This is a genomic window from Streptococcus didelphis DSM 15616 (assembly GCF_000380005.1).
Lineage (GTDB): Bacteria > Bacillota > Bacilli > Lactobacillales > Streptococcaceae > Streptococcus > Streptococcus didelphis.
The window spans coordinates 85715-103586 of record NZ_KB904189.1 but is presented as its reverse complement, the minus strand read 5'-3'; the positions used below and the strand labels follow the sequence as shown (position 1 = coordinate 103586).

General features: G+C 35.9%; 16 protein-coding genes and 1 other RNA gene. 13 read left to right on the top strand and 4 right to left on the bottom strand.

The features are described from left to right. Nucleotides 1–4: 4 nt before the first annotated feature. The 7 genes from A3GU_RS0104560 (at nucleotide 5) to A3GU_RS0104535 (ending at nucleotide 4739) form a co-directional block, all read left to right on the top strand. Nucleotides 5–304 carry a CHY zinc finger protein gene (locus A3GU_RS0104560; protein WP_018366365.1) on the top strand — a complete coding sequence of 100 codons (300 nt, stop codon included), beginning with the start codon at nucleotides 5–7 and terminating at the stop codon, nucleotides 302–304. Between the two features lie 9 nt (nucleotides 305–313). Continuing rightward, entirely contained in the window at nucleotides 314–856 is a 543-nt protein-coding gene (locus A3GU_RS0104555; protein WP_018366364.1) for a biotin transporter BioY, read from the top strand. A 149-nt stretch (nucleotides 857–1005) separates the two neighbouring features. Then, nucleotides 1006–1785, top strand: coding sequence for an MBL fold metallo-hydrolase (locus tag A3GU_RS0104550; RefSeq protein ID WP_018366363.1), 780 nt, complete (start codon nucleotides 1006–1008; stop codon nucleotides 1783–1785). Then, entirely contained in the window at nucleotides 1785–2294 is a 510-nt protein-coding gene (tadA, locus tag A3GU_RS0104545) for a tRNA adenosine(34) deaminase TadA (RefSeq protein ID WP_018366362.1), read from the top strand. The genes A3GU_RS0104550 and tadA overlap by 1 nt, the downstream gene beginning before the upstream one ends. Nucleotides 2295–2321: 27 nt before the next feature. Then, nucleotides 2322–2417: signal recognition particle sRNA small type (gene ffs / locus A3GU_RS10010), an RNA gene on the top strand. A 245-nt stretch (nucleotides 2418–2662) separates the two neighbouring features. Continuing rightward, nucleotides 2663–3748, top strand: coding sequence for an AEC family transporter (locus A3GU_RS0104540; protein ID WP_245537477.1), 1086 nt, complete (start codon nucleotides 2663–2665; stop codon nucleotides 3746–3748). Nucleotide 3749: 1 nt separating this feature from the next. Continuing rightward, the gene (locus A3GU_RS0104535; protein ID WP_018366360.1) at nucleotides 3750–4739 is read left to right on the top strand and encodes an NAD(P)-dependent oxidoreductase; all 990 of its coding nucleotides are present in this window, start codon (nucleotides 3750–3752) and stop codon (nucleotides 4737–4739) included. Between the two features lie 109 nt (nucleotides 4740–4848). Here the strand turns inward: A3GU_RS0104535 and A3GU_RS0104530 are convergent, their stop codons facing one another. After that, nucleotides 4849–6072, bottom strand: coding sequence for a transglutaminase domain-containing protein (locus A3GU_RS0104530; protein ID WP_018366359.1), 1224 nt, complete (start codon nucleotides 6070–6072; stop codon nucleotides 4849–4851). Nucleotides 6073–6287: 215 nt separating this feature from the next. Between A3GU_RS0104530 and A3GU_RS0104520 the strand changes: the two genes are divergently transcribed. Continuing rightward, nucleotides 6288–7637, top strand: a complete 1350-nt coding sequence (locus A3GU_RS0104520; protein ID WP_018366358.1) for a glucose-6-phosphate isomerase — start codon at nucleotides 6288–6290, stop codon at nucleotides 7635–7637. A gap of 50 nt (nucleotides 7638–7687) precedes the next feature. Here the strand turns inward: A3GU_RS0104520 and A3GU_RS0104515 are convergent, their stop codons facing one another. Then, nucleotides 7688–9205 (bottom strand): helix-turn-helix domain-containing protein, encoded by a 1518-nt coding sequence (locus tag A3GU_RS0104515; protein ID WP_018366357.1) that lies wholly within the window; start codon nucleotides 9203–9205, stop codon nucleotides 7688–7690. Between the two features lie 1254 nt (nucleotides 9206–10459). On the opposite strand from A3GU_RS0104515, the gene A3GU_RS0104510 reads away from it, so the two are divergent. Next, on the top strand, nucleotides 10460–10987 hold the full coding sequence (locus A3GU_RS0104510; protein WP_018366356.1) for a 5-formyltetrahydrofolate cyclo-ligase: 528 nt from the start codon (nucleotides 10460–10462) through the stop codon (nucleotides 10985–10987). Beyond that, nucleotides 10984–11658, top strand: coding sequence for a rhomboid family intramembrane serine protease (locus A3GU_RS0104505; protein WP_018366355.1), 675 nt, complete (start codon nucleotides 10984–10986; stop codon nucleotides 11656–11658). Before A3GU_RS0104510 ends, A3GU_RS0104505 begins: the two co-directional genes overlap by 4 nt. 128 nt (nucleotides 11659–11786) lie before the next feature. Here the strand turns inward: A3GU_RS0104505 and galU are convergent, their stop codons facing one another. After that, nucleotides 11787–12692 (bottom strand): UTP--glucose-1-phosphate uridylyltransferase GalU, encoded by a 906-nt coding sequence (gene galU, locus A3GU_RS0104500; RefSeq protein ID WP_018366354.1) that lies wholly within the window; start codon nucleotides 12690–12692, stop codon nucleotides 11787–11789. 26 nt (nucleotides 12693–12718) lie between these two features. Continuing rightward, on the bottom strand, nucleotides 12719–13735 hold the full coding sequence (locus A3GU_RS0104495; RefSeq protein WP_018366353.1) for an NAD(P)H-dependent glycerol-3-phosphate dehydrogenase: 1017 nt from the start codon (nucleotides 13733–13735) through the stop codon (nucleotides 12719–12721). 187 nt (nucleotides 13736–13922) lie between these two features. On the opposite strand from A3GU_RS0104495, the gene A3GU_RS0104490 reads away from it, so the two are divergent. The 3 genes from A3GU_RS0104490 to A3GU_RS0104480 are packed head-to-tail and all read left to right on the top strand — an operon-like array spanning nucleotide 13923 to nucleotide 17858. After that, on the top strand, nucleotides 13923–14372 hold the full coding sequence (locus tag A3GU_RS0104490; RefSeq protein WP_018366352.1) for a MarR family winged helix-turn-helix transcriptional regulator: 450 nt from the start codon (nucleotides 13923–13925) through the stop codon (nucleotides 14370–14372). Beyond that, nucleotides 14365–16074, top strand: a complete 1710-nt coding sequence (locus A3GU_RS0104485; RefSeq protein ID WP_018366351.1) for an ABC transporter ATP-binding protein — start codon at nucleotides 14365–14367, stop codon at nucleotides 16072–16074. The genes A3GU_RS0104490 and A3GU_RS0104485 overlap by 8 nt, the downstream gene beginning before the upstream one ends. Then, nucleotides 16074–17858: an ABC transporter ATP-binding protein gene (locus tag A3GU_RS0104480; protein WP_018366350.1), complete on the top strand. Its 1785-nt coding sequence runs from the start codon at nucleotides 16074–16076 to the stop codon at nucleotides 17856–17858. Before A3GU_RS0104485 ends, A3GU_RS0104480 begins: the two co-directional genes overlap by 1 nt. The last annotated feature ends 14 nt before the right edge of the window (nucleotides 17859–17872 follow it).

The window sequence follows — 17872 nt, the reverse complement described above, 5'->3', positions numbered from 1 at the left end:
AGATATGGACTGTTTTGGCCTTGATTTAGATAAGGAAACACGTTGTAGACACTATCATACTGCAAGAGACATTGCTGCTTTGAAATGCCAAACTTGCCAAAAATATTATGCTTGCTATATCTGTCATGATAGCTTAGAAAGTCATTCTTTTAAGGCAAGCTCAAAGGCTGAAGCCTATCCTGTACTTTGTGGTGCTTGCAGAAAGGTCATGAGTCGACTTGCCTATGAAAAAGGCTACTGCCCATATTGTTCCAAGCCATTTAATCCAAAATGTTCTGCCCACAAAGCTATTTATTTTTCATAAGGAGTAAACATGTTCTCAACTAAAAATGTCACTTATATAGCAATAATGACAAGCTTGATTATTATCCTAGGGATGATTCCCGCTATACCATTAGGTTTTATTCCAGTACCTATTGTGCTTCAAAACTTAGCTATTATGCTAGCTGCCTTGATTTTAGGAGGCAAAAAGGGGAGTCTATCTATCTTACTCTTCTTAGTAATAGGACTCTTTCTTCCAGTTTTTTCTGCCAGTAAGACAACCCTGTCAGTCATGATGGGACCAACAGCGGGCTATATTGTTGCTTGGCTATTTACCCCCTTACTATTTTCATTTTTATACCAAAATAGCAAGAAAAGGCAAAACAAGTTCCTTATCTTTGCCCTTATCTGGATAGCAGGTGTTCTTTGGGTAGATCTGCTAGGTGCCATCTGGTTAGCTTCTTACACGGGTATGCCTCTTCTTTCAGCATTAGCTTCAAACCTTGTCTTTATCCCAGGAGACACCATTAAAGCCCTAATTGCTACTATCATTGCCCTAAAACTGAAGGAATCCTATATTCACAAAGGTCATTAATAAAAATAGGCGTATTTAGAAATAAATAGAGCCATTTACAGAGACATCAAGAGACTGAAACATTAGGTTTTGGTCTCTTTGACTAGAGTTCAGCTAGAAAAAGACAATTTTGATATAATATAGGAAATCAAGAAAGAAGGTGACACCAGATGAAAGTTACAACCCTAGGCTCTTGGGGAGCATATCCACATAATAATCAAGGAACCACATCTTATCTCTTAAGAGGAGAAGATGGCTTTCAATTACTAATGGATGTAGGAAGTTGCGCCTTAAATGAACTAGAAAAAGTGATAAATCCAGTTGATCTAGATGCAGTCATTATCAGTCACTATCATCCTGATCATGTGGCAGACCTAGGAGTACTTCGCCATTACCGTCAACTTTACCCTAAACATCTACGGGAACCCAAGCTTTTACCGATTTTTGCCCATGATGAAGACCAAGCTGAATTTGCTAAATTAAGTATGGATGGCGTATCAGTGGGCATTGCCTATGACGTCCAAGGAAAACAAGAAATAGGTCCCTTTGACATTACCTTTATCAAGACAGTCCATCCCGTTATTTGCTACGCTTTTCGCATACTTGAAAGAAGCACAGGACAAGTTCTCGTCTATACAGCTGATACAGGCTATTTCGACCAGTTAGCCCCCTTTGCCCAAAATGCCGACCTCCTCTTAGCAGATGTCTTCTTATATGAAGGAAACGAAAACCATCAAGCCCACCTAACAAGCAAAGAAGCAGGGCTTATCGCCAAAGAAGCTAAGGTTAAAAAACTAGTACTCACTCATACACCACCACTTGCTCCGCAAGGAATAGACCCTGATAGGCATTTGCAAATCTTACAGGAAGAAAGCCAAAGGTATGCTGGTGCAATTCCTGTTGAAGTCTCTTTGCCACATTGTAGCTGGGATTTAGGAAGTTTAGACTGATGACATACAGTTTAGAAGAAAAAGAATATTTTATGAGGCAGGCCCTCAAGGAAGCTGAGAAATCACTTGTAAAAAATGAAATCCCCATTGGTTGTGTCATTGTTAAAGATGGCCAGATTATTGGTCGGGGTCATAATGCCAGAGAAGAACTTAATCAAGCAATCATGCATGCTGAAATCATGGCTATCAACCAAGCTAATGCCTGTGTTGCTAATTGGCGGTTACTAGATTGTACCTTGTTTGTAACCATTGAACCTTGTTTGATGTGTAGTGGTGCTATTGGTTTGGCTCGTATTCCAAGCCTGGTTTTTGGAGCAAGCAATGAAAAATTTGGAGGTGTAGTCAGTCTCTATCAAGTGTTAACAGATGAAAGGCTCAATCATCGGGTTAAACTTGAAGGAGGTATCCTAGCTGAAGACTGTGCTAAAATTATGCAGGACTTTTTCCGTCATAGACGACAGTCCAAAAAAGCTAAGAAAGAACTTTTAGATCTCTCTTCGCAGGAATGACTTGCAAAAGATAGGGAGTTTATGATAGAATAATTATGGAGCAACATTTGTGCGTGAAGTGGGTCAGGGGAGGAATCCAGCAGCCCTAAGCGATGTCAAGTGTGTGCTCTTTTTTTATCTATTTACAAGTCTTTGGAATTAACATTTCAAAGCTTTTTTGTTTGGAGAAGTTGTGATGACTAATCACCTAAATGACTTTAAGAAGCTGCTTATATTATTATTCGTAAAAAAATATAAAAAATAACTTTAATTTCTAAAAAAATGAAAATGATAGGGCTTTCCCGCGTCACTAAAGCAAAAAACGTATTGACAAAGACTTGATAAACAAGTAAAATGTGTGAGGTAAATCACAACTATACATAGGAGAAATGATGAACTTTTTAGAGATTACAAAAGCTGTCCTTATGAATATGTCCTTACGTGGGGCGGTTTTTTCAACTGTTTTTATTATTTTATTAGGATACTACATCCGTAAAAAGGATTTGGTACCTGCAAATAGTGCCAAAGTCTTATCAAGTGTCTTGCTATCTGTAGCCTTACCTGCATTAGCATTTAAAGCTTTTTTATCAGATATCAATGCTAAAACCTTCACATCAGGTCGTAACATTTTTATCTTTGGTTTTATTGCTTATATCATTTTGATTTTAATTGGAAGGCTATTATATAAAGGCTTAGCTAAAGATAAACGTGATACAATGACTGTTTTGACTGCCTTTGGGTCAACAACTTTCTATGGTATTCCAATTATTACTGCCTTCTTCTTGAAAGACCATCCAGAAGCTGTTATTTATGCTAACCTATTTAACATTGCCTACCGTGTTTTCCTATACTCATATGCTTTAATGACAATGAGTGATCAAAAGTTTGACCCTAAACATTTGAAAACTATCTTTTTAAACCCAATTGTTGTAGCAACTTTTGTAGGGATGATTCTCTGGTTCTTCCAAAAATCAATGCCACAAACTACAGTAGCTAATCCGCTTTATGTTGTGGGTAGTGACCTTCCTGCTAAATTGACAGTTTCTATTTTCCGTTTTGACTTAACACTTCCATGGTTTGTAACGGCATTAGGATTTTTAGCAAGTCTGTCATCACCATTAGCTTGGTTGGCAATTGGTATGACATTATCTTCAATTTCAATGAAGGATGCTGTAAAAGACAAGTTTGTTTGGATTTATACTGTGGTTAAATTATTTGTCGTACCAGCTGTATTCCTAGCAGTTATGTTAGCAGTAAATAGCTTCTTCCCATTAGGTTACTATGCTATTGTTGGGGTTATGATTATGCTTGCAACACCTCCAGCAACAGTGGCAGTATCATATGCTATTAAATTTGAAAAAGAAGAAGTCCTTGCTTCAAATGCTTCTTTAGTAACCTCAGTCTTATCTGTGCTTGCTATTATCTTCTGGGTAGTTGTTTTAGCAGCCCTACATACAAGTGGAGTAATTTTATAAAATGAAAATAATTTGTTATGGTGTTCGTGACAACGAGATTCCTTACTTTAATGATTTAAATACTTATAACTATGACTTAACCTTATGCTCAGAGAACTTATCCCATGATAATGTTGAAACAGCAAAAGGTCATGATGCTGTCTTACTTAGAGCTAATAATGTTGCTGACAAGAAAAATCTTGATATTTTAAACAGCTATGGCATTAAGTATGTTTTTACAAGAACAGTAGGTTATTCTCATATCGATTTGGATGCAGCCAAAGCTAATAATCAAGTTGTGGCTTATGTTCCAACTTATTCTCCATATGCCGTAGCTGAGCTTGCCTTTGCTCTTGCTCTGCAATTGCACCGTAACCTCATTACAGCAATGGATAATTCTCAAAAAGGTGACTTCAAAGTCTATCCTTCAATGTTTGCACCACAACTCTCTAACCTGACTGTGGGGATTATTGGAACAGGTCGTATTGGTTTAGCAGAAGCAAAACTTTGGAAAGCTACTGGAGCTAAGGTTATTGGTTTTGATATTTATGAAAATGAAGCAGCCAAAGAATTCCTAGACTATCGTACACAAGAAGAATTATTAGCTGAATCTGATATTGTTTCTCTTCATGTGCCACACATTATTGGGGTAAATGATAAGAGCTTTAATAGTAACTGTCTTTCACAAATGAAAGACGGAGCTATCTTGGTTAATACAGCAAGAGCAGAAATTACTGATGAAGAAGCTATTTTAAAAGCTATTGAATCAGGTAAATTGAGAGGCTTTGCCACAGATGTTATTAGCCGTGAAAAAGAATTCTTTAACAGAGACTTTGATGGTAAAACTGGTGATGAACTGGTTGATAAGATGCAGGCTTTATATCCACGTGTTATTATCACACCTCACATTGGTTCTTATACAGCTGATGCCCTGACAGATATGATTTCCATTTCTTTTAACAACTTTAATGATATCTTGACAAAAGGTGAAAGCCCAAATAGACTAGCCTAAAAATCTACTTAAAAGAATTTGGTGTTAACCAAGTTCTTTTTTTGCTAGTAAAATAAAAGAAATCCCTCTACAAATGTGTAAAGAGATTAGTATTTATTGAAGGCTTGACTTAGTTACTCTGACTAAAGCTGATACTATAAGTTTCTGGAGAGGTACTATAAGAAAAGCCTGTATATTGGGGCCAATAAGCCTTAAAAAGATTGTGATAGAATTGACTATTAGCTTCAATATCTTGACTAAGTACTTTATAATCAGCTTCTGAACTCATTTGCAGAGCAGGATTGGGTTTTCCTTCTTCGAGTTGATTTTTTAGGAGCTTACTTAGGATTTTATTGTCAAAATGGTCTGCATAATAACCATTTAACTTAGAATAAAGGAGAGAATCATCATCACAGACAGGATATTTCCAGACATTTTTAAGGGATTTATGATCTTGATAAGTAATATCTGAGCTAGCTTTGTGGCTAATGTTTAGGATTTTATCAGGCAGGCATAAGAAGTTATAATTAATGGCCTCTTGATTATGACCAGATAAGTTATTTTCAAAGACAGGGTCTCCCCAAGTACTATCAACAGCGTAGAATTTATTTTTAAGTTTGACAAGGTTCCAGGCATGGCGAACTTCTTCTTGAGATTGAGCTGATGTGACGCTACCTCTGACATACAAGGACTCTATGCCTGCTTTTTGGCAAAGAAATTGGAAGGCTTGGGCATAGCCATTACATACAGATAAGTGATCCATAAAGACACTCTTAATATCCTGGTTTTGAGCTACTAAGGCCTCATCACCTGATTTGAAAGCATCAAAGGCCTCTTTATTATAGTCGGTATTTTTGATGATATAGTTATAGAAATAAAGAACCTTTTGATAATCATCTTCTTTAGGTGCCTGGGCAAGAATCTGGTTACCAATGTCTTGCAATCTGCCATATGTTTCTTTGGCATCCTCTGGAACTTCAAATTCGACAAAGACGTTACTACTAGAGCTTTCAATTTTATAAGGGGCTGAGGTTAACCAGTAGAGGTCAGGATTATCCATGACAAAAGCATCAATTGTTTTAAAGATGCTTTCAGAAGAGGCAGGGCTCAGGCTGATGGTATCCTTAAATTGGCTAGCTTTTTTTCTAAGGATAAGATAATTTTCTTTTTCTTCATTGCTTAGCTGATTAAAGTAGTAGTAATCCTTAACTATTTTAAGGGTGTCTTGACGATCTTTCCCTATTAGGGAATAGTCATTTTGAGTGGCTGAGGCATTTTTCATAGGACTTGTACAGGCAGTCAGGGCTATTAGGCTAAAGCAGACTGTAAAGAAATAAATATATGATTTTTTCATGTCCTTCCTCTCTTTTGCTAGTATTTATAATAAGAAGATTATATCATAAGTCAATCTTATTGTATTTTGAAAAGAAGACTTTTAAGGAGGTCAGATATAGTAGAAGCTTTGAAAATAAAGACTTTTCTTTTTGTGAAAAAGTATTCAAAAAGATTGAAAATTTTCTTGTAAAGAGTTACTATAGTAAGTGAATGTAAAAATAAAAGGGGTAGATTATGGCACATATTAAATTTGATTATTCAAAAGTCCTCGAATCATTTGCCGGACAACATGAAATTGATTTTTTACAAGGTCAAGTAACAGAAGCCGATAAATTATTGCGTGAAGGAAGTGGACCAGGTGCAGATTTCTTGGGCTGGCTAGACCTTCCAGAAAACTATGATAAAGAAGAATTTGCACGTATTCAAAAAGCTGCTGCAAAAATTCAATCAGATAGTCAAGTTCTTGTCGTGATTGGTATTGGTGGTTCATATCTTGGTGCTAAAGCGGCTATTGATTTCTTGAATAACCATTTTGCTAACTTACAAGCAACAGGAAAAGGCAAGGCTCCACAAATTCTTTATGCAGGAAACTCTATTTCATCAACTTACCTAGCTGACCTTGTGGAGTATGTTCAAGACAAAGAATTCTCAGTTAATGTGATTTCTAAATCTGGAACAACAACTGAACCAGCTATTGCCTTTCGTATTTTCAAAGAACTTCTTGTTAAAAAATATGGTAAAGAAGAAGCTAATAAACGTATTTATGCTACAACTGATAAGGCTAAAGGAGCTGTTAAGGTTGAAGCAGATGCTAATGGTTGGGAAACATTTGTTGTTCCAGATAATGTTGGTGGACGTTTCTCAGTCTTAACAGCTGTTGGTTTGCTTCCAATTGCAGCTTCAGGTGCGGATATCAAAGCCCTTATGGAAGGTGCAAACCTTGCCCGTAAAGAGCTTGCTTCAGATAAAATTTCTGAAAACATTGCTTACCAATATGCAGCTGTTCGTAATGTTCTTTACCGTAAAGGTTATATTACCGAAATTCTAGCTAACTATGAGCCATCACTTCAATACTTTGGAGAATGGTGGAAACAATTAGCAGGCGAATCTGAAGGTAAGGACCAAAAAGGCATTTACCCAACATCAGCAAACTTCTCAACAGATTTACACTCACTTGGTCAGTTTATCCAAGAAGGTTACCGTAATCTCTTTGAAACAGTTGTGCGTGTTGATAAACCTCGTAAAAATGTGATTATTCCTGAAATGGAAGAAGATCTTGATGGTCTTGGTTACTTACAAGGTAAAGATATTGACTTTGTTAACAAAAAAGCTACTGATGGTGTGCTTCTAGCTCATACAGATGGGGGTGTACCAAATATGTTTGTAACACTTCCAGCACAAGATGAGTTTACACTTGGTTATACCATCTACTTCTTTGAAATTGCGATTGCACTTTCAGGTTATCTAAATGGGGTTAACCCATTTGACCAACCAGGAGTAGAAGCTTACAAGAGAAACATGTTTGCCTTACTTGGAAAACCAGGTTTTGAAGAACTTAGTGCAGAATTAAATGCACGTCTGTAAACCTACAAAAAGCCCTTCGAGGGCTTTTTCTTTGTCATTTTTAGAATCTTCTATGGCTCTTCTTTTTCTTTTGTAAGAAGTTCTCTGATATAATTTTGATAGTGTTGCCAGTAAGCCTTGTAAATGCTATTTACCACCTCTTGTCCTTGTTCCTGAATGCAGTCCATACTGAGTCCAAATAAGGTGGTTTTAGTAGAAAATATTTTTTGTTCTTCTAAGATTGGCAAAATATTTTCGCTGGTGATAACAAAATCAACGTCTTTATCGCAGTTTTCAAGACTCTCTAGCATCATATTAAAGCGGGTAATGCAAACCTTGTATGATGGGATGCTAGCAGTGATAAAATAGGAGAGAACATCTCCTAGCATCCTCTTGTTTTCTACGATAGTAATGGTTATAGGTTTTAGTGAAGTTTCAATTATGTGTTCCAAGTGAAGGCATAAGAAATGCAAGTGACCTGTACAGACATTTGTTAGCTGACTGGTATCTAGCAGCCATTGCTTGATTTGCTCATCAACATTTCTTAGTAGTAACTGATTACCTTGATATTTCTTAGAATAGTAATCATGAAAACTAATAAGTCCATTAAGATTGAAGAGTGCCCTTCTAAAGAAAGGAATGAGGCAGTAAAGTTGGTTTCTTAAATCAATTTGATGTTTAAATAATGCTTCTAGTCGGTGGACTAGTTTCTTGTATTGAGGATCTGTAATGAGGATGTGAGAAACTAGTTTCAAATTATCATTTTGCCAATAATTACTGTAAAAGGAATTGTCAACAGTTAAGTAAATTAAGTAGAGATAGTCTAGATCATCGGTACTGAATTTAATATTTATACGTGCTTCGATTTGGCTTTTGACATGATCAGTAAGATGCTTAAAAATACTTAATTCCTTAAAACGAGTGAATAAATCTACGGCAGGTAAGGGGGTCATGTATTTTTGACGCTTCCAGGCTAAGGTTAGCAATACATCAAAAAAAAGAAATTTCTGATTTAAGAAATAAGATGGTTTCAGGTTAAATTGGGCTGAAAAAATAAAAGCATGAATAACTTTGAGGTCTTCAGATTCAATTTTATAAAGGATAATACCATATTCTTTATGCAACATGGCGATAAGGTAACGAATGCGAAATTCTTCACCCCTAACAGTATTATCTATAATAGTCAGTCCAACTGTTTTCAGATAACTTTTTAATTTATTAATAAGCCTGTAGGCTTTTCCTTTAGAAATAAAATACCGTCTTGAAAAAGAACCAATGGACTTGGGATAGCGACTTTCTGCTAGTAAAAATTTGAGCATCTTTAAGGTATCTGACAGATGGTAAACCTCATGAAAAAAGCTTTCTTTTCTGTTGGACTTAATCTGGCAGATGATATAGGATTTATCTATCTTTACATAAAGTCTTCCCTTAAAAAGGGTATTGAATTGCCTGATATATTGTTTAACCTTGGGGAGTGTCAGAGAAGTTTTCTGACAAATAGTCTCCATAGAAAGATCTTTTTCTGCTAATAAGATTGCTAATAGTATTTTTTGTTCAATAATATCAGGCTCTAAGTAATAATCTAACAAAGTAATCTCTCTCCTCAAATTAATTTGTATAATGCTTCCTTATTTTAACTGAAAAAATTTGAAAAAGTCAAACCACTTTCATAAGAAAAGTCTATTAATTTGATTAGAAGTAGATTAAGCTAATGACTTATAAAAATACATTTATAGCCTTTATAGAGTATCTATTTTAATATTCTTATTTAAATATGATATATAAATATAAAATATTAAAATAATTATATTTATATTATTAAAATTAGAAAAAAACAAAACTAATTTTAGAGAGGGAATAGGCTTTTTAAGTATTAAGAAAATCCCAGAGTATGGTATTCTAGATTAGTAGATGATTAGAAGGGAGAAGGCAAGTTAAAGAGAGATAGGATTAAAGATAATCTAGGAGAAAGTGGAGAGAGGTATCTAGGGAGGCCCCCAAGGTAGTCCAAGATTGTTCAGGTATTCTAAACTTGTAAGATAATCCTAGTGAGGATGGTAGGCAAGATATTTCAATTTAACTAATTAATTAGTTAAAGGAGATTTGTCTGGTAACTACAACCTATTTGAAATTTATAGACCTAAAGTAAAATCTGGTAAAAAGCGGATTCCAGATAAACCTTTTGTCGACAAGGTGAGTTAGCTATCTTCCATCACAAAGAGAGTCTACCAAGAACTATTCATCTGCGATAGTTCTCCCAGCAACAAATGAATTATTCAATTATTAGCAATATTAAGATGAGGGATGATTATAATTTGTAATTTAGTCTTCTTCTCAAACCTCAAATAAATGTGAGACTAAATAATAGTTTTATAGCCATTACTTATATTGATATAACTAAGATAAGAAAATAGTCAGGAGCTTCCTACTTGGTAACTCTTCTCCCCGTGGTAAACTCTAGAGCTAATAAGGACTTCTCATTTGTTAGAAAAAGTTAGGAGATATTTCCTAACTTTTTTGCTTATGAGATTAAGTTAAAAAAGGACGGCTCCTTAGAGTCGTTCTTTTTAAAGGATGTCTCCTAGGGGAAGGAGACGGGAGATTTATGAAAGGGTAAATAAGAGGTAACTTATTTTCCCTAACGGCTTAGGAAGCCGTTGTTTAGGATACATATAATATAACCTGACAAGCTTAAAGATTCCTTAACTATTTTTTTTAAGAGCTTTCTCATTTATTATTAGGCATAGACAAGGCTTTATAAAACTTACTTTAGAGTTTTTACCTTTTTTGCTCTGCTTTATAAATAAAAGAAAGATAAGCCTCACTTATGTTAAAATAATAGTATGACTAAAAAAGAACTCAGACGGGCTGCTATTTTTCAGCTAAAGAAAATTAATCAGAGGGACAAAGCTCAAAAAGATATAGTCTTATTAGAGATGTTAAGAAAGTCGAAAGCTTATCAAAAAGCTGATGTAATAGGAACTTATCTGGCCATGCCCCATGAATATAATAGCCAGTTATTAATTAAACAGGCTTTAAAAGATGGCAAGCAAATCCTAATCCCCAAAACCTTTTCGCAGGGGGAAATGATTTTTGTAGAGTATGATCCTAAGGACTTGTTTACCACATCATTTGGTCTTTTAGAACCAAATAGCAGTATAGGTCTTGCTAAGCATAAGATTGACCTGATCCATGTACCTGGCTTAGCCTTTAATGAGCAAGGCCATAGAATAGGATATGGAGGTGGCTATTATGATCGTTACTTAGCTGACTATGAGGGTTCTACTTTGAGTACTATCTATCATTGTCAAAAATATAATTTTCACGCTCAGCCCCATGATATTGCTGTAGAAGAGGTACTTTGTTTATGAACTATAATCTTAAAAGAAATCCCATGACCTTCTTTTTGTTGTCAATTACCGTCCTTGTGTTTTTAAGTATGCAACTTGTCTATGGGAAATTTGCCAGTAGTTCACAAGCTGTTTACCAGTTTGGAGGTATGTTTGGCATTCTTGTTAGAACAGATTTCAACCAGCTTTGGCGTTTGGTAACCCCTATCTTTGTCCATATTGGCTGGGAGCATTTCCTTGTTAATAGCTTTACCCTCTTTTTTGTAGGGCAACTAGCTGAAAGTATTTGGGGATCTAAAAATTTTCTCCTGCTTTATATTTTGTCTGGTATTATGGGGAATATTTTTACTCTCCAATTAACTCCAAATGTTATTGCAGCAGGAGCATCAACTTCTCTGTTTGGCCTTTTTGCAGCCATTACAGTTCTTGGCGTTTTTGGTAAAAACCCACTTATTAAAAGCATGGGAAAAAATTATCAGGCCCTAATTGTTATTAACTTAATTATGAATCTCTTTATGCCAAATGTAGGAATTGTAGGACATTTAGGTGGCCTAATAGGTGGAGCTTTGGGAGCAGTCTTTTTAGCTAATAATCTTGAAAAAACCCTTTTCTCCAAAAGAAAAAGACTAGTGGCTGTGCTCTTTTTCCTAGTTATTCTACTTGGCTTGTTAGCTCTAGCCTATAGTCATTGAAACTCTTAAGCAGACTATTTTTTAAATAAGCAAAAAAAAAGAAACTATCTCTACCTGTCAGAATAAACAAGGGCTTTAAGGCTCAGTTTAGACTGCTTGAAGTGTAATAGCTTCTTTTTTATTTTCTCTTAGTTTTGTGCCTTACTATTGTCTAGTTCTTTACCTAGCTTGATAATATAGTCTTTTAGATCATCTTTAACTTGAGAGTGTTTGAGAGCGTAATCAATAGATGTTTTCATAAATCCAAATTTATCCCCGACATCATAACGTTGCCCTTTAAACTCACGAGCAAAGACACGCTGGGTTTTATTTAAGGTATCAATAGCATCTGTTAGTTGGATTTCATTACCAGCGCCTGGTTCTTGCTTTTCAAGAATAGCAAAAATTTCAGGAGTTAGGAGGTAACGACCAATAATGGCTAGATCACTTGGAGCCTCTTCAGGTTTTGGTTTTTCTACAAAGGTGCTAACACTGTATAAGCCATTAATGGGTTTACCATGAGGAGCAATAACACCATAGGAAGAGACATCCTCATGTGGCACTTTCATCACAGCAATGGTTGAAGCATGTGTTGTTTCATAATCATTCATCAATTGTTTTGTGAGAGGCACAGCCTTGCTATTAGTAATATCCATTAAATCATCACCTAGCATGACTACAAAAGGTTCATTTCCAACAAAAGCCTTGGCCTGTAAAACAGCATCTCCTAAACCACGAGGATGGCTCTGACGAATAAAATGCAGGTTGATAGCAGTTGTTTCATCTACTAATTTCAACAATTCTGTTTTTTCTTTGGCTTTAAGATTATATTCGAGTTCAAAATTGGAATCAAAGTGGTCTTCAATGGAACGTTTTGCCTTACCTGTAACAATTAGTATTTCTTCAATTCCAGATTTGAGCGCTTCTTCAACAATAAACTGAATAGTTGGTTTATCTACAATAGGTAACATTTCCTTGGCTAGAGCTTTGGTGGCAGGTAAGAAGCGAGTTCCTAGCCCTGCTGCAGGGATAATGGCTTTTCTTACTTTAGTCATTCTAATCTCCTCAATAGGCTTAATTCTTAGTGCCATTCGTTTTCAGAACGGAATTCATTTGACATCATTTCTAGGATGCTTTCTTTAACGTCAGCACCTTCATAGATTGATTTATAGATAGCACTTGTAATAGGCATGTAAACGTCTAATTCTTGTGAGATTTCATAGGCCACCTTAGTAGTTGAGATACCTTCAATAACCATCCCCATATTGGCTTCAATATCTGCTAACTTTTCCCCACGACCAAGGGCATCGCCAGCACGCCAATTCCGGGAATGGACAGATGTTCCCGTAACAATTAAGTCGCCGACACCTGATAGGCCACTGTAGGTGAGGGGATCAGCGCCTAATTTAACCCCTAGACGTGTGATTTCAGCCAGACCTCGTGTAATAACAGCTGCTTTAGCATTATCCCCGTAACCAAGGCCATGCAGGGCACCTGCACCAACGGCAATAATATTTTTGAGGGCGCCAGCAGTCTCAACACCAATCACATCACTATTTGTATAGAGACGGAAATAGTGGTTACTAAAGAGACTTTGTACATATTTGGCAGCCTCTAAATCAGCAGAAGCTGCTGTGATAAGTGTAATATCACGGACAATTGTTTCTTCGGCATGGCTGGGTCCAGAAACGACCACAAGCTCACTTCGAAGCTCTGTGGGCACCTCTTCTGATATAACAGTTGAAAGGCGTTCATGACTTCTTGGTTCTAGACCTTTTGAGGCATGCATCATGATGACCTTATGGTCTAGGGTTTCTGCTACTTGTTTTGCGACTAGGCGGGTTACTTTTGTAGGGACTACAAAGAGTACGGCATCCACATCCTTTAAGGCTTCTTTCAAATCAGTAGTAGCCTTAATTTTAGGATCTAAAACAATATCTTTAAAATAACGTTTATTAGTGTGTTTGGCATTGATTTCAGTAATTTGTTCCTCAATATTTCCCCAAAGGCAAACTTGGTGACCATTATCATTTAAGACTTGGGCTAATGCTGTTCCCCAAGAACCAGGTCCTAATATTGCAACTTTTTCTTTTGACATTCTTAATCTCCTTATTAGAGTCATCGTTTTATTATAACATAAGAAGCCTACTAACTCTATTAGAAAGGGTATTGAGGCTTAGGGATAAAAATAAATTTCTCATTTTTGATAAATTTACTGAGCTTTTTAATTGACAATAGTTCTTAAGAGAACTAAAATAGTTACCACGAGAACTAAGGAGGAGAATATGTCACGTTTTATTGCTGATTTAAGAGAATTAAGCCATCAGTTTGAGCATATTTGTGAAGCTATTGCTAAAAAGTATAAAATTGAACATTTGGCTGGTCCCCAGGGTCATGTTTTGATATTTCTTGATAGGCATTTAGATAAAGAAATTTTTGTCAAAGATATTGAAAATGAACTGCAGATTTCTAAGTCAGTAACTAGTAATCTGGTTAAAAGAATGGAGAAAAATGGTTTTATTACCATTAAACATTCATTAGTTGATAAGCGTTATAAACAAGTGGTGATGACAAAGGAAGGGGCAGAGAAAATTCCCCTCCTACAAGAATGTCGAAAAGATATTGAAAATTACTTTTTTAAAGATATTACCAAAGAAGAACTTCTGACTATAAAAAAAGTTGTTAATCAATTAAACTATAATATGTTACATTTTAAAGGAGATAAAGATGCTTAAGAAGGTAATTTTAGGCTATAAATGGTATGCATTAGGCGCGATACTGATGGTGATTGGTGTTGTTTCTAGTACCTTATTACAGCCACATTATTTAAAAGATGTTTTGGAGGCTGTTATTAAAAATGACCAGGCCAAAATTTCAGAGGTAGGAGGTTTACTCTTACTTATAGCAGGTATAGGACTGGTAGCAGGGACAGTTAATACGATTTTAGCAGCAAAGATTGCCCAAGGGGTATCAGCTGATATCAGGGAAAAAACTTTCCGAAAAATCCAAAGCTTTTCCTATGCGAACATTGAATCCTTTAATGCAGGTAATCTAGTTGTACGGATGACCAACGACGTTAATCAGATTCAAAACCTGGTTATGATGCTTTTTCAGGTTCTCCTAAGACTGCCTATTTTGTTTGTGGGTGCCTTTATTATGGCTGTACAGACCTTACCTAAACTATGGTGGGTTATTGTTTTGATGGTTATTCTGATTGCCTTAGTGATGGCTCTTGTTATGAGTCAAATGGGGCCCCGTTTTGGGAAATTCCAGGCCTTAATGGATAAGATTAATCAGATTGCTAAAGAGAATTTACGTGGGGTACGTGTTGTTAAATCTTTTGTCCAAGAAAGAGAACAATATGCAAAATTTAAGGAAACTTCAAATGAATTACTGGGCTTAAATTTATTTATCGGCTATGGTTTTTCACTCATGCAACCAGCCCTCATGCTGATTTCTTATCTTGCTATTTATGTTTCTATTTTACTAGTATCTGGTATGGTGGAATCAGACCCCACGGTAATTGGTAGTGTGGCATCCTTTATGACCTATATGATGCAAATCATGTTTTCTATTATTATGGTAGGCTTTATGGGGATGCAAGCAAGCCGTGCTTTTATTTCAATTGGTCGTATCAAAGAAGTTCTTGAAACTGAGCCTGCTATGTCTTATAAAACTGATCAGGAAGAAGAAGTTACTGGTGATATTGTTTTTGAACATGTCAGCTTTACTTATCCAAATGATACAGATCCAACTCTGAAAGATATTTCGTTTACATTAAAAGAGGGTCAAATGGTTGGTATTGTAGGAGCAACAGGTGCAGGGAAAACAACCCTTGCCCAATTAATCCCTCGTTTATTTGATCCACAAGAAGGCCGCATTCTCATTGGTGGTAAGGATTTACGAGACCTTAGTAAACAAACTGTCAGAAAAAATATTTCAATTGTCCTCCAAAAGGCAATTCTCTTTTCAGGGACTATTGCTGATAACCTAAGACAGGGAAATTATCAGGCCGACTTTGCTAGTATGGAAAATGCGGCAAGGATTGCACAGGCTAGAGAATTCATTGATCGGATGGATCAGGGCTATGAGAGTGAAGTGGAAGAGCGGGGAAACAACTTCTCTGGAGGTCAAAAGCAAAGAATGTCTATTGCACGAGGAGTTATTAGTAATCCTAAAATTCTAGTTTTAGATGATTCAACGTCAGCACTAGATGCTAAGTCAGAAAGTTTAGTTCAAGAAGCTTTGAATAAGGATTTGAAAGAGACTACAACTATTATTATTGCACAAAAGATTTCCTCTGTTGTTAAGGCTGATGTCATTCTTGTTTTAGATGAAGGTCAACTTATTGGTCAGGGTAAACATGCTGATTTGATTGAAACAAATACTGTTTATCGTGAAATCTATGAAACACAAAAAGGTAAGGAGGAAGAATAATGAAAACAGCACGTTTTTTCTGGTTCTATTTTAAACGTTATCAGGTGTCATTTATCTTTATTTTTATGGCAATCATTCTTGCAACTTATCTTCAAGTCAAAGCACCTGTTTTTCTGGGACAATCTTTGGCAGAGTTAGGGAAAATTGGTCAGCAGTATTATGGGGCGAAAATGGCTGGTCAAGTAGGTTTTAAACCTGATACAACAGCCTTTATGGCAATTATGTGGAAATTACTTTTGGCCTATATTTTTACTGCTATGGCTAATTTGATTTATAGCTTACTTTTTACCCGCATTGTTGCCCACTCAACAAACCGCATGAGAAAGGGACTTTTTGGAAAGCTGGAACGTTTGACAGTATCATTTTTTGACAAACATAAAGATGGTGATATTTTATCACGCTTTACCAGTGACCTTGATAATATACAAAACTCCCTTAACCAATCCCTAGTCCAAGTGGTGACCAATATTGCTTTATATATTGGCTTGGTTTGGATGATGTTTAGGCAAGATACACGTTTAGCTTTACTGACTATGGCTTCAACTCCAGTAGCTCTTATTTTCCTAATTATCATTATTCGTATGGCGCGTAAATATACCGATAAACAACAAAAAGAGGTTTCAGCCTTAAATGCCTATATGGATGAGAAAATTTCAGGTCAAAAGGCTATTATTGTTCAGGGTGTCCAAAAAGAAGTAATTGATGACTTTATAGACCATAATGAAAAGGTACGTCAAGCTACCTTTAAAGGTCGTCTCTTTTCTGGCTTATTATTCCCAGTAATGAATGGGATGAGCTTGCTTAATACAGCAATTGTTATCTTTGTTGGTTCAGATATTGTCTTAAATGATAAATCTATTTCTATGGCCGTGGGTCTAGGTTTAGTTGTTACTTTTGTACAATTTTCACAACAATATTATCAGCCTATCATGCAAGTTGCCGCATCTTGGGGGGAACTGCAATTGGCCTTTACAGGTGCAGGTCGCATTCAAGAAATGTTTGATGAAAAAGAAGAAGTTCGCCCAGAAAAGGGAATGCTGTTTACTGAATTAAAAGAAGGTGTAGCTATAAATCATGTAGATTTTGGTTATTTACCAGGTCAAAAAGTGTTATCTGATGTCACTATTTCAGCACCTAAAGGGAAAATGATTGCTGTTGTCGGTCCAACAGGTTCAGGTAAAACAACCATTATGAACTTAATTAATCGATTTTATGATGTGACCAGTGGCTCTATTACCTTTGATGGGGTTGATATTAGAGATTATGATTTGGATAGTTTACGTAAAAATGTTGGTATTGTTCTGCAAGAATCCGTGCTTTTCTCTGGTAGCATAACAGATAATATCCGTTTTGGAGATGCCTCAATTAGCCAAGAAATGGTTGAAATAGCAGCACGTGCTACCCACATTCATGACTTTATCATGTCTTTACCAGATGCTTATGAAACCAAAGTTTCAGATGATGAAAATATCTTTTCAACTGGACAAAAACAGTTAATTTCTATTGCTAGAACCCTATTAACGGATCCACAAGTCCTAATACTTGATGAAGCAACATCAAATGTAGATACCGTTACGGAAAGTAAAATCCAAAAGGCTATGGAAGCTATTGTGGCAGGACGTACAAGTTTTGTCATTGCTCACCGCTTAAAAACGATTTTAAATGCAGATGAAATTATTGTCTTAAAAGACGGTAAGGTTATTGAGCAGGGAAATCACCGTGAATTACTTCATCAAAAAGGATTCTATTCTGAGCTTTACCATAACCAATTTGTTTTTGAATAAAAAAGAGTTGAGAG

Coding starts and splice junctions, on each gene's coding strand:
- galU (WP_018366354.1), bottom strand. CDS start 12,692: ATGACTAAAGTAAGAAAAGCCATTATCCCTGCAGCAGGGCTAGGAACT.
- A3GU_RS0104510 (WP_018366356.1), top strand. CDS start 10,460: ATGACTAAAAAAGAACTCAGACGGGCTGCTATTTTTCAGCTAAAGAAA.
- A3GU_RS0104560 (WP_018366365.1), top strand. CDS start 5: ATGGACTGTTTTGGCCTTGATTTAGATAAGGAAACACGTTGTAGACAC.
- A3GU_RS0104520 (WP_018366358.1), top strand. CDS start 6,288: ATGGCACATATTAAATTTGATTATTCAAAAGTCCTCGAATCATTTGCC.
- A3GU_RS0104480 (WP_018366350.1), top strand. CDS start 16,074: ATGAAAACAGCACGTTTTTTCTGGTTCTATTTTAAACGTTATCAGGTG.
- A3GU_RS0104555 (WP_018366364.1), top strand. CDS start 314: ATGTTCTCAACTAAAAATGTCACTTATATAGCAATAATGACAAGCTTG.
- A3GU_RS0104540 (WP_245537477.1), top strand. CDS start 2,663: ATGATGAACTTTTTAGAGATTACAAAAGCTGTCCTTATGAATATGTCC.
- A3GU_RS0104550 (WP_018366363.1), top strand. CDS start 1,006: ATGAAAGTTACAACCCTAGGCTCTTGGGGAGCATATCCACATAATAAT.
- A3GU_RS0104530 (WP_018366359.1), bottom strand. CDS start 6,072: ATGAAAAAATCATATATTTATTTCTTTACAGTCTGCTTTAGCCTAATA.
- A3GU_RS0104505 (WP_018366355.1), top strand. CDS start 10,984: ATGAACTATAATCTTAAAAGAAATCCCATGACCTTCTTTTTGTTGTCA.
- A3GU_RS0104535 (WP_018366360.1), top strand. CDS start 3,750: ATGAAAATAATTTGTTATGGTGTTCGTGACAACGAGATTCCTTACTTT.
- A3GU_RS0104485 (WP_018366351.1), top strand. CDS start 14,365: ATGCTTAAGAAGGTAATTTTAGGCTATAAATGGTATGCATTAGGCGCG.
- A3GU_RS0104490 (WP_018366352.1), top strand. CDS start 13,923: ATGTCACGTTTTATTGCTGATTTAAGAGAATTAAGCCATCAGTTTGAG.
- A3GU_RS0104495 (WP_018366353.1), bottom strand. CDS start 13,735: ATGTCAAAAGAAAAAGTTGCAATATTAGGACCTGGTTCTTGGGGAACA.
- tadA (WP_018366362.1), top strand. CDS start 1,785: ATGACATACAGTTTAGAAGAAAAAGAATATTTTATGAGGCAGGCCCTC.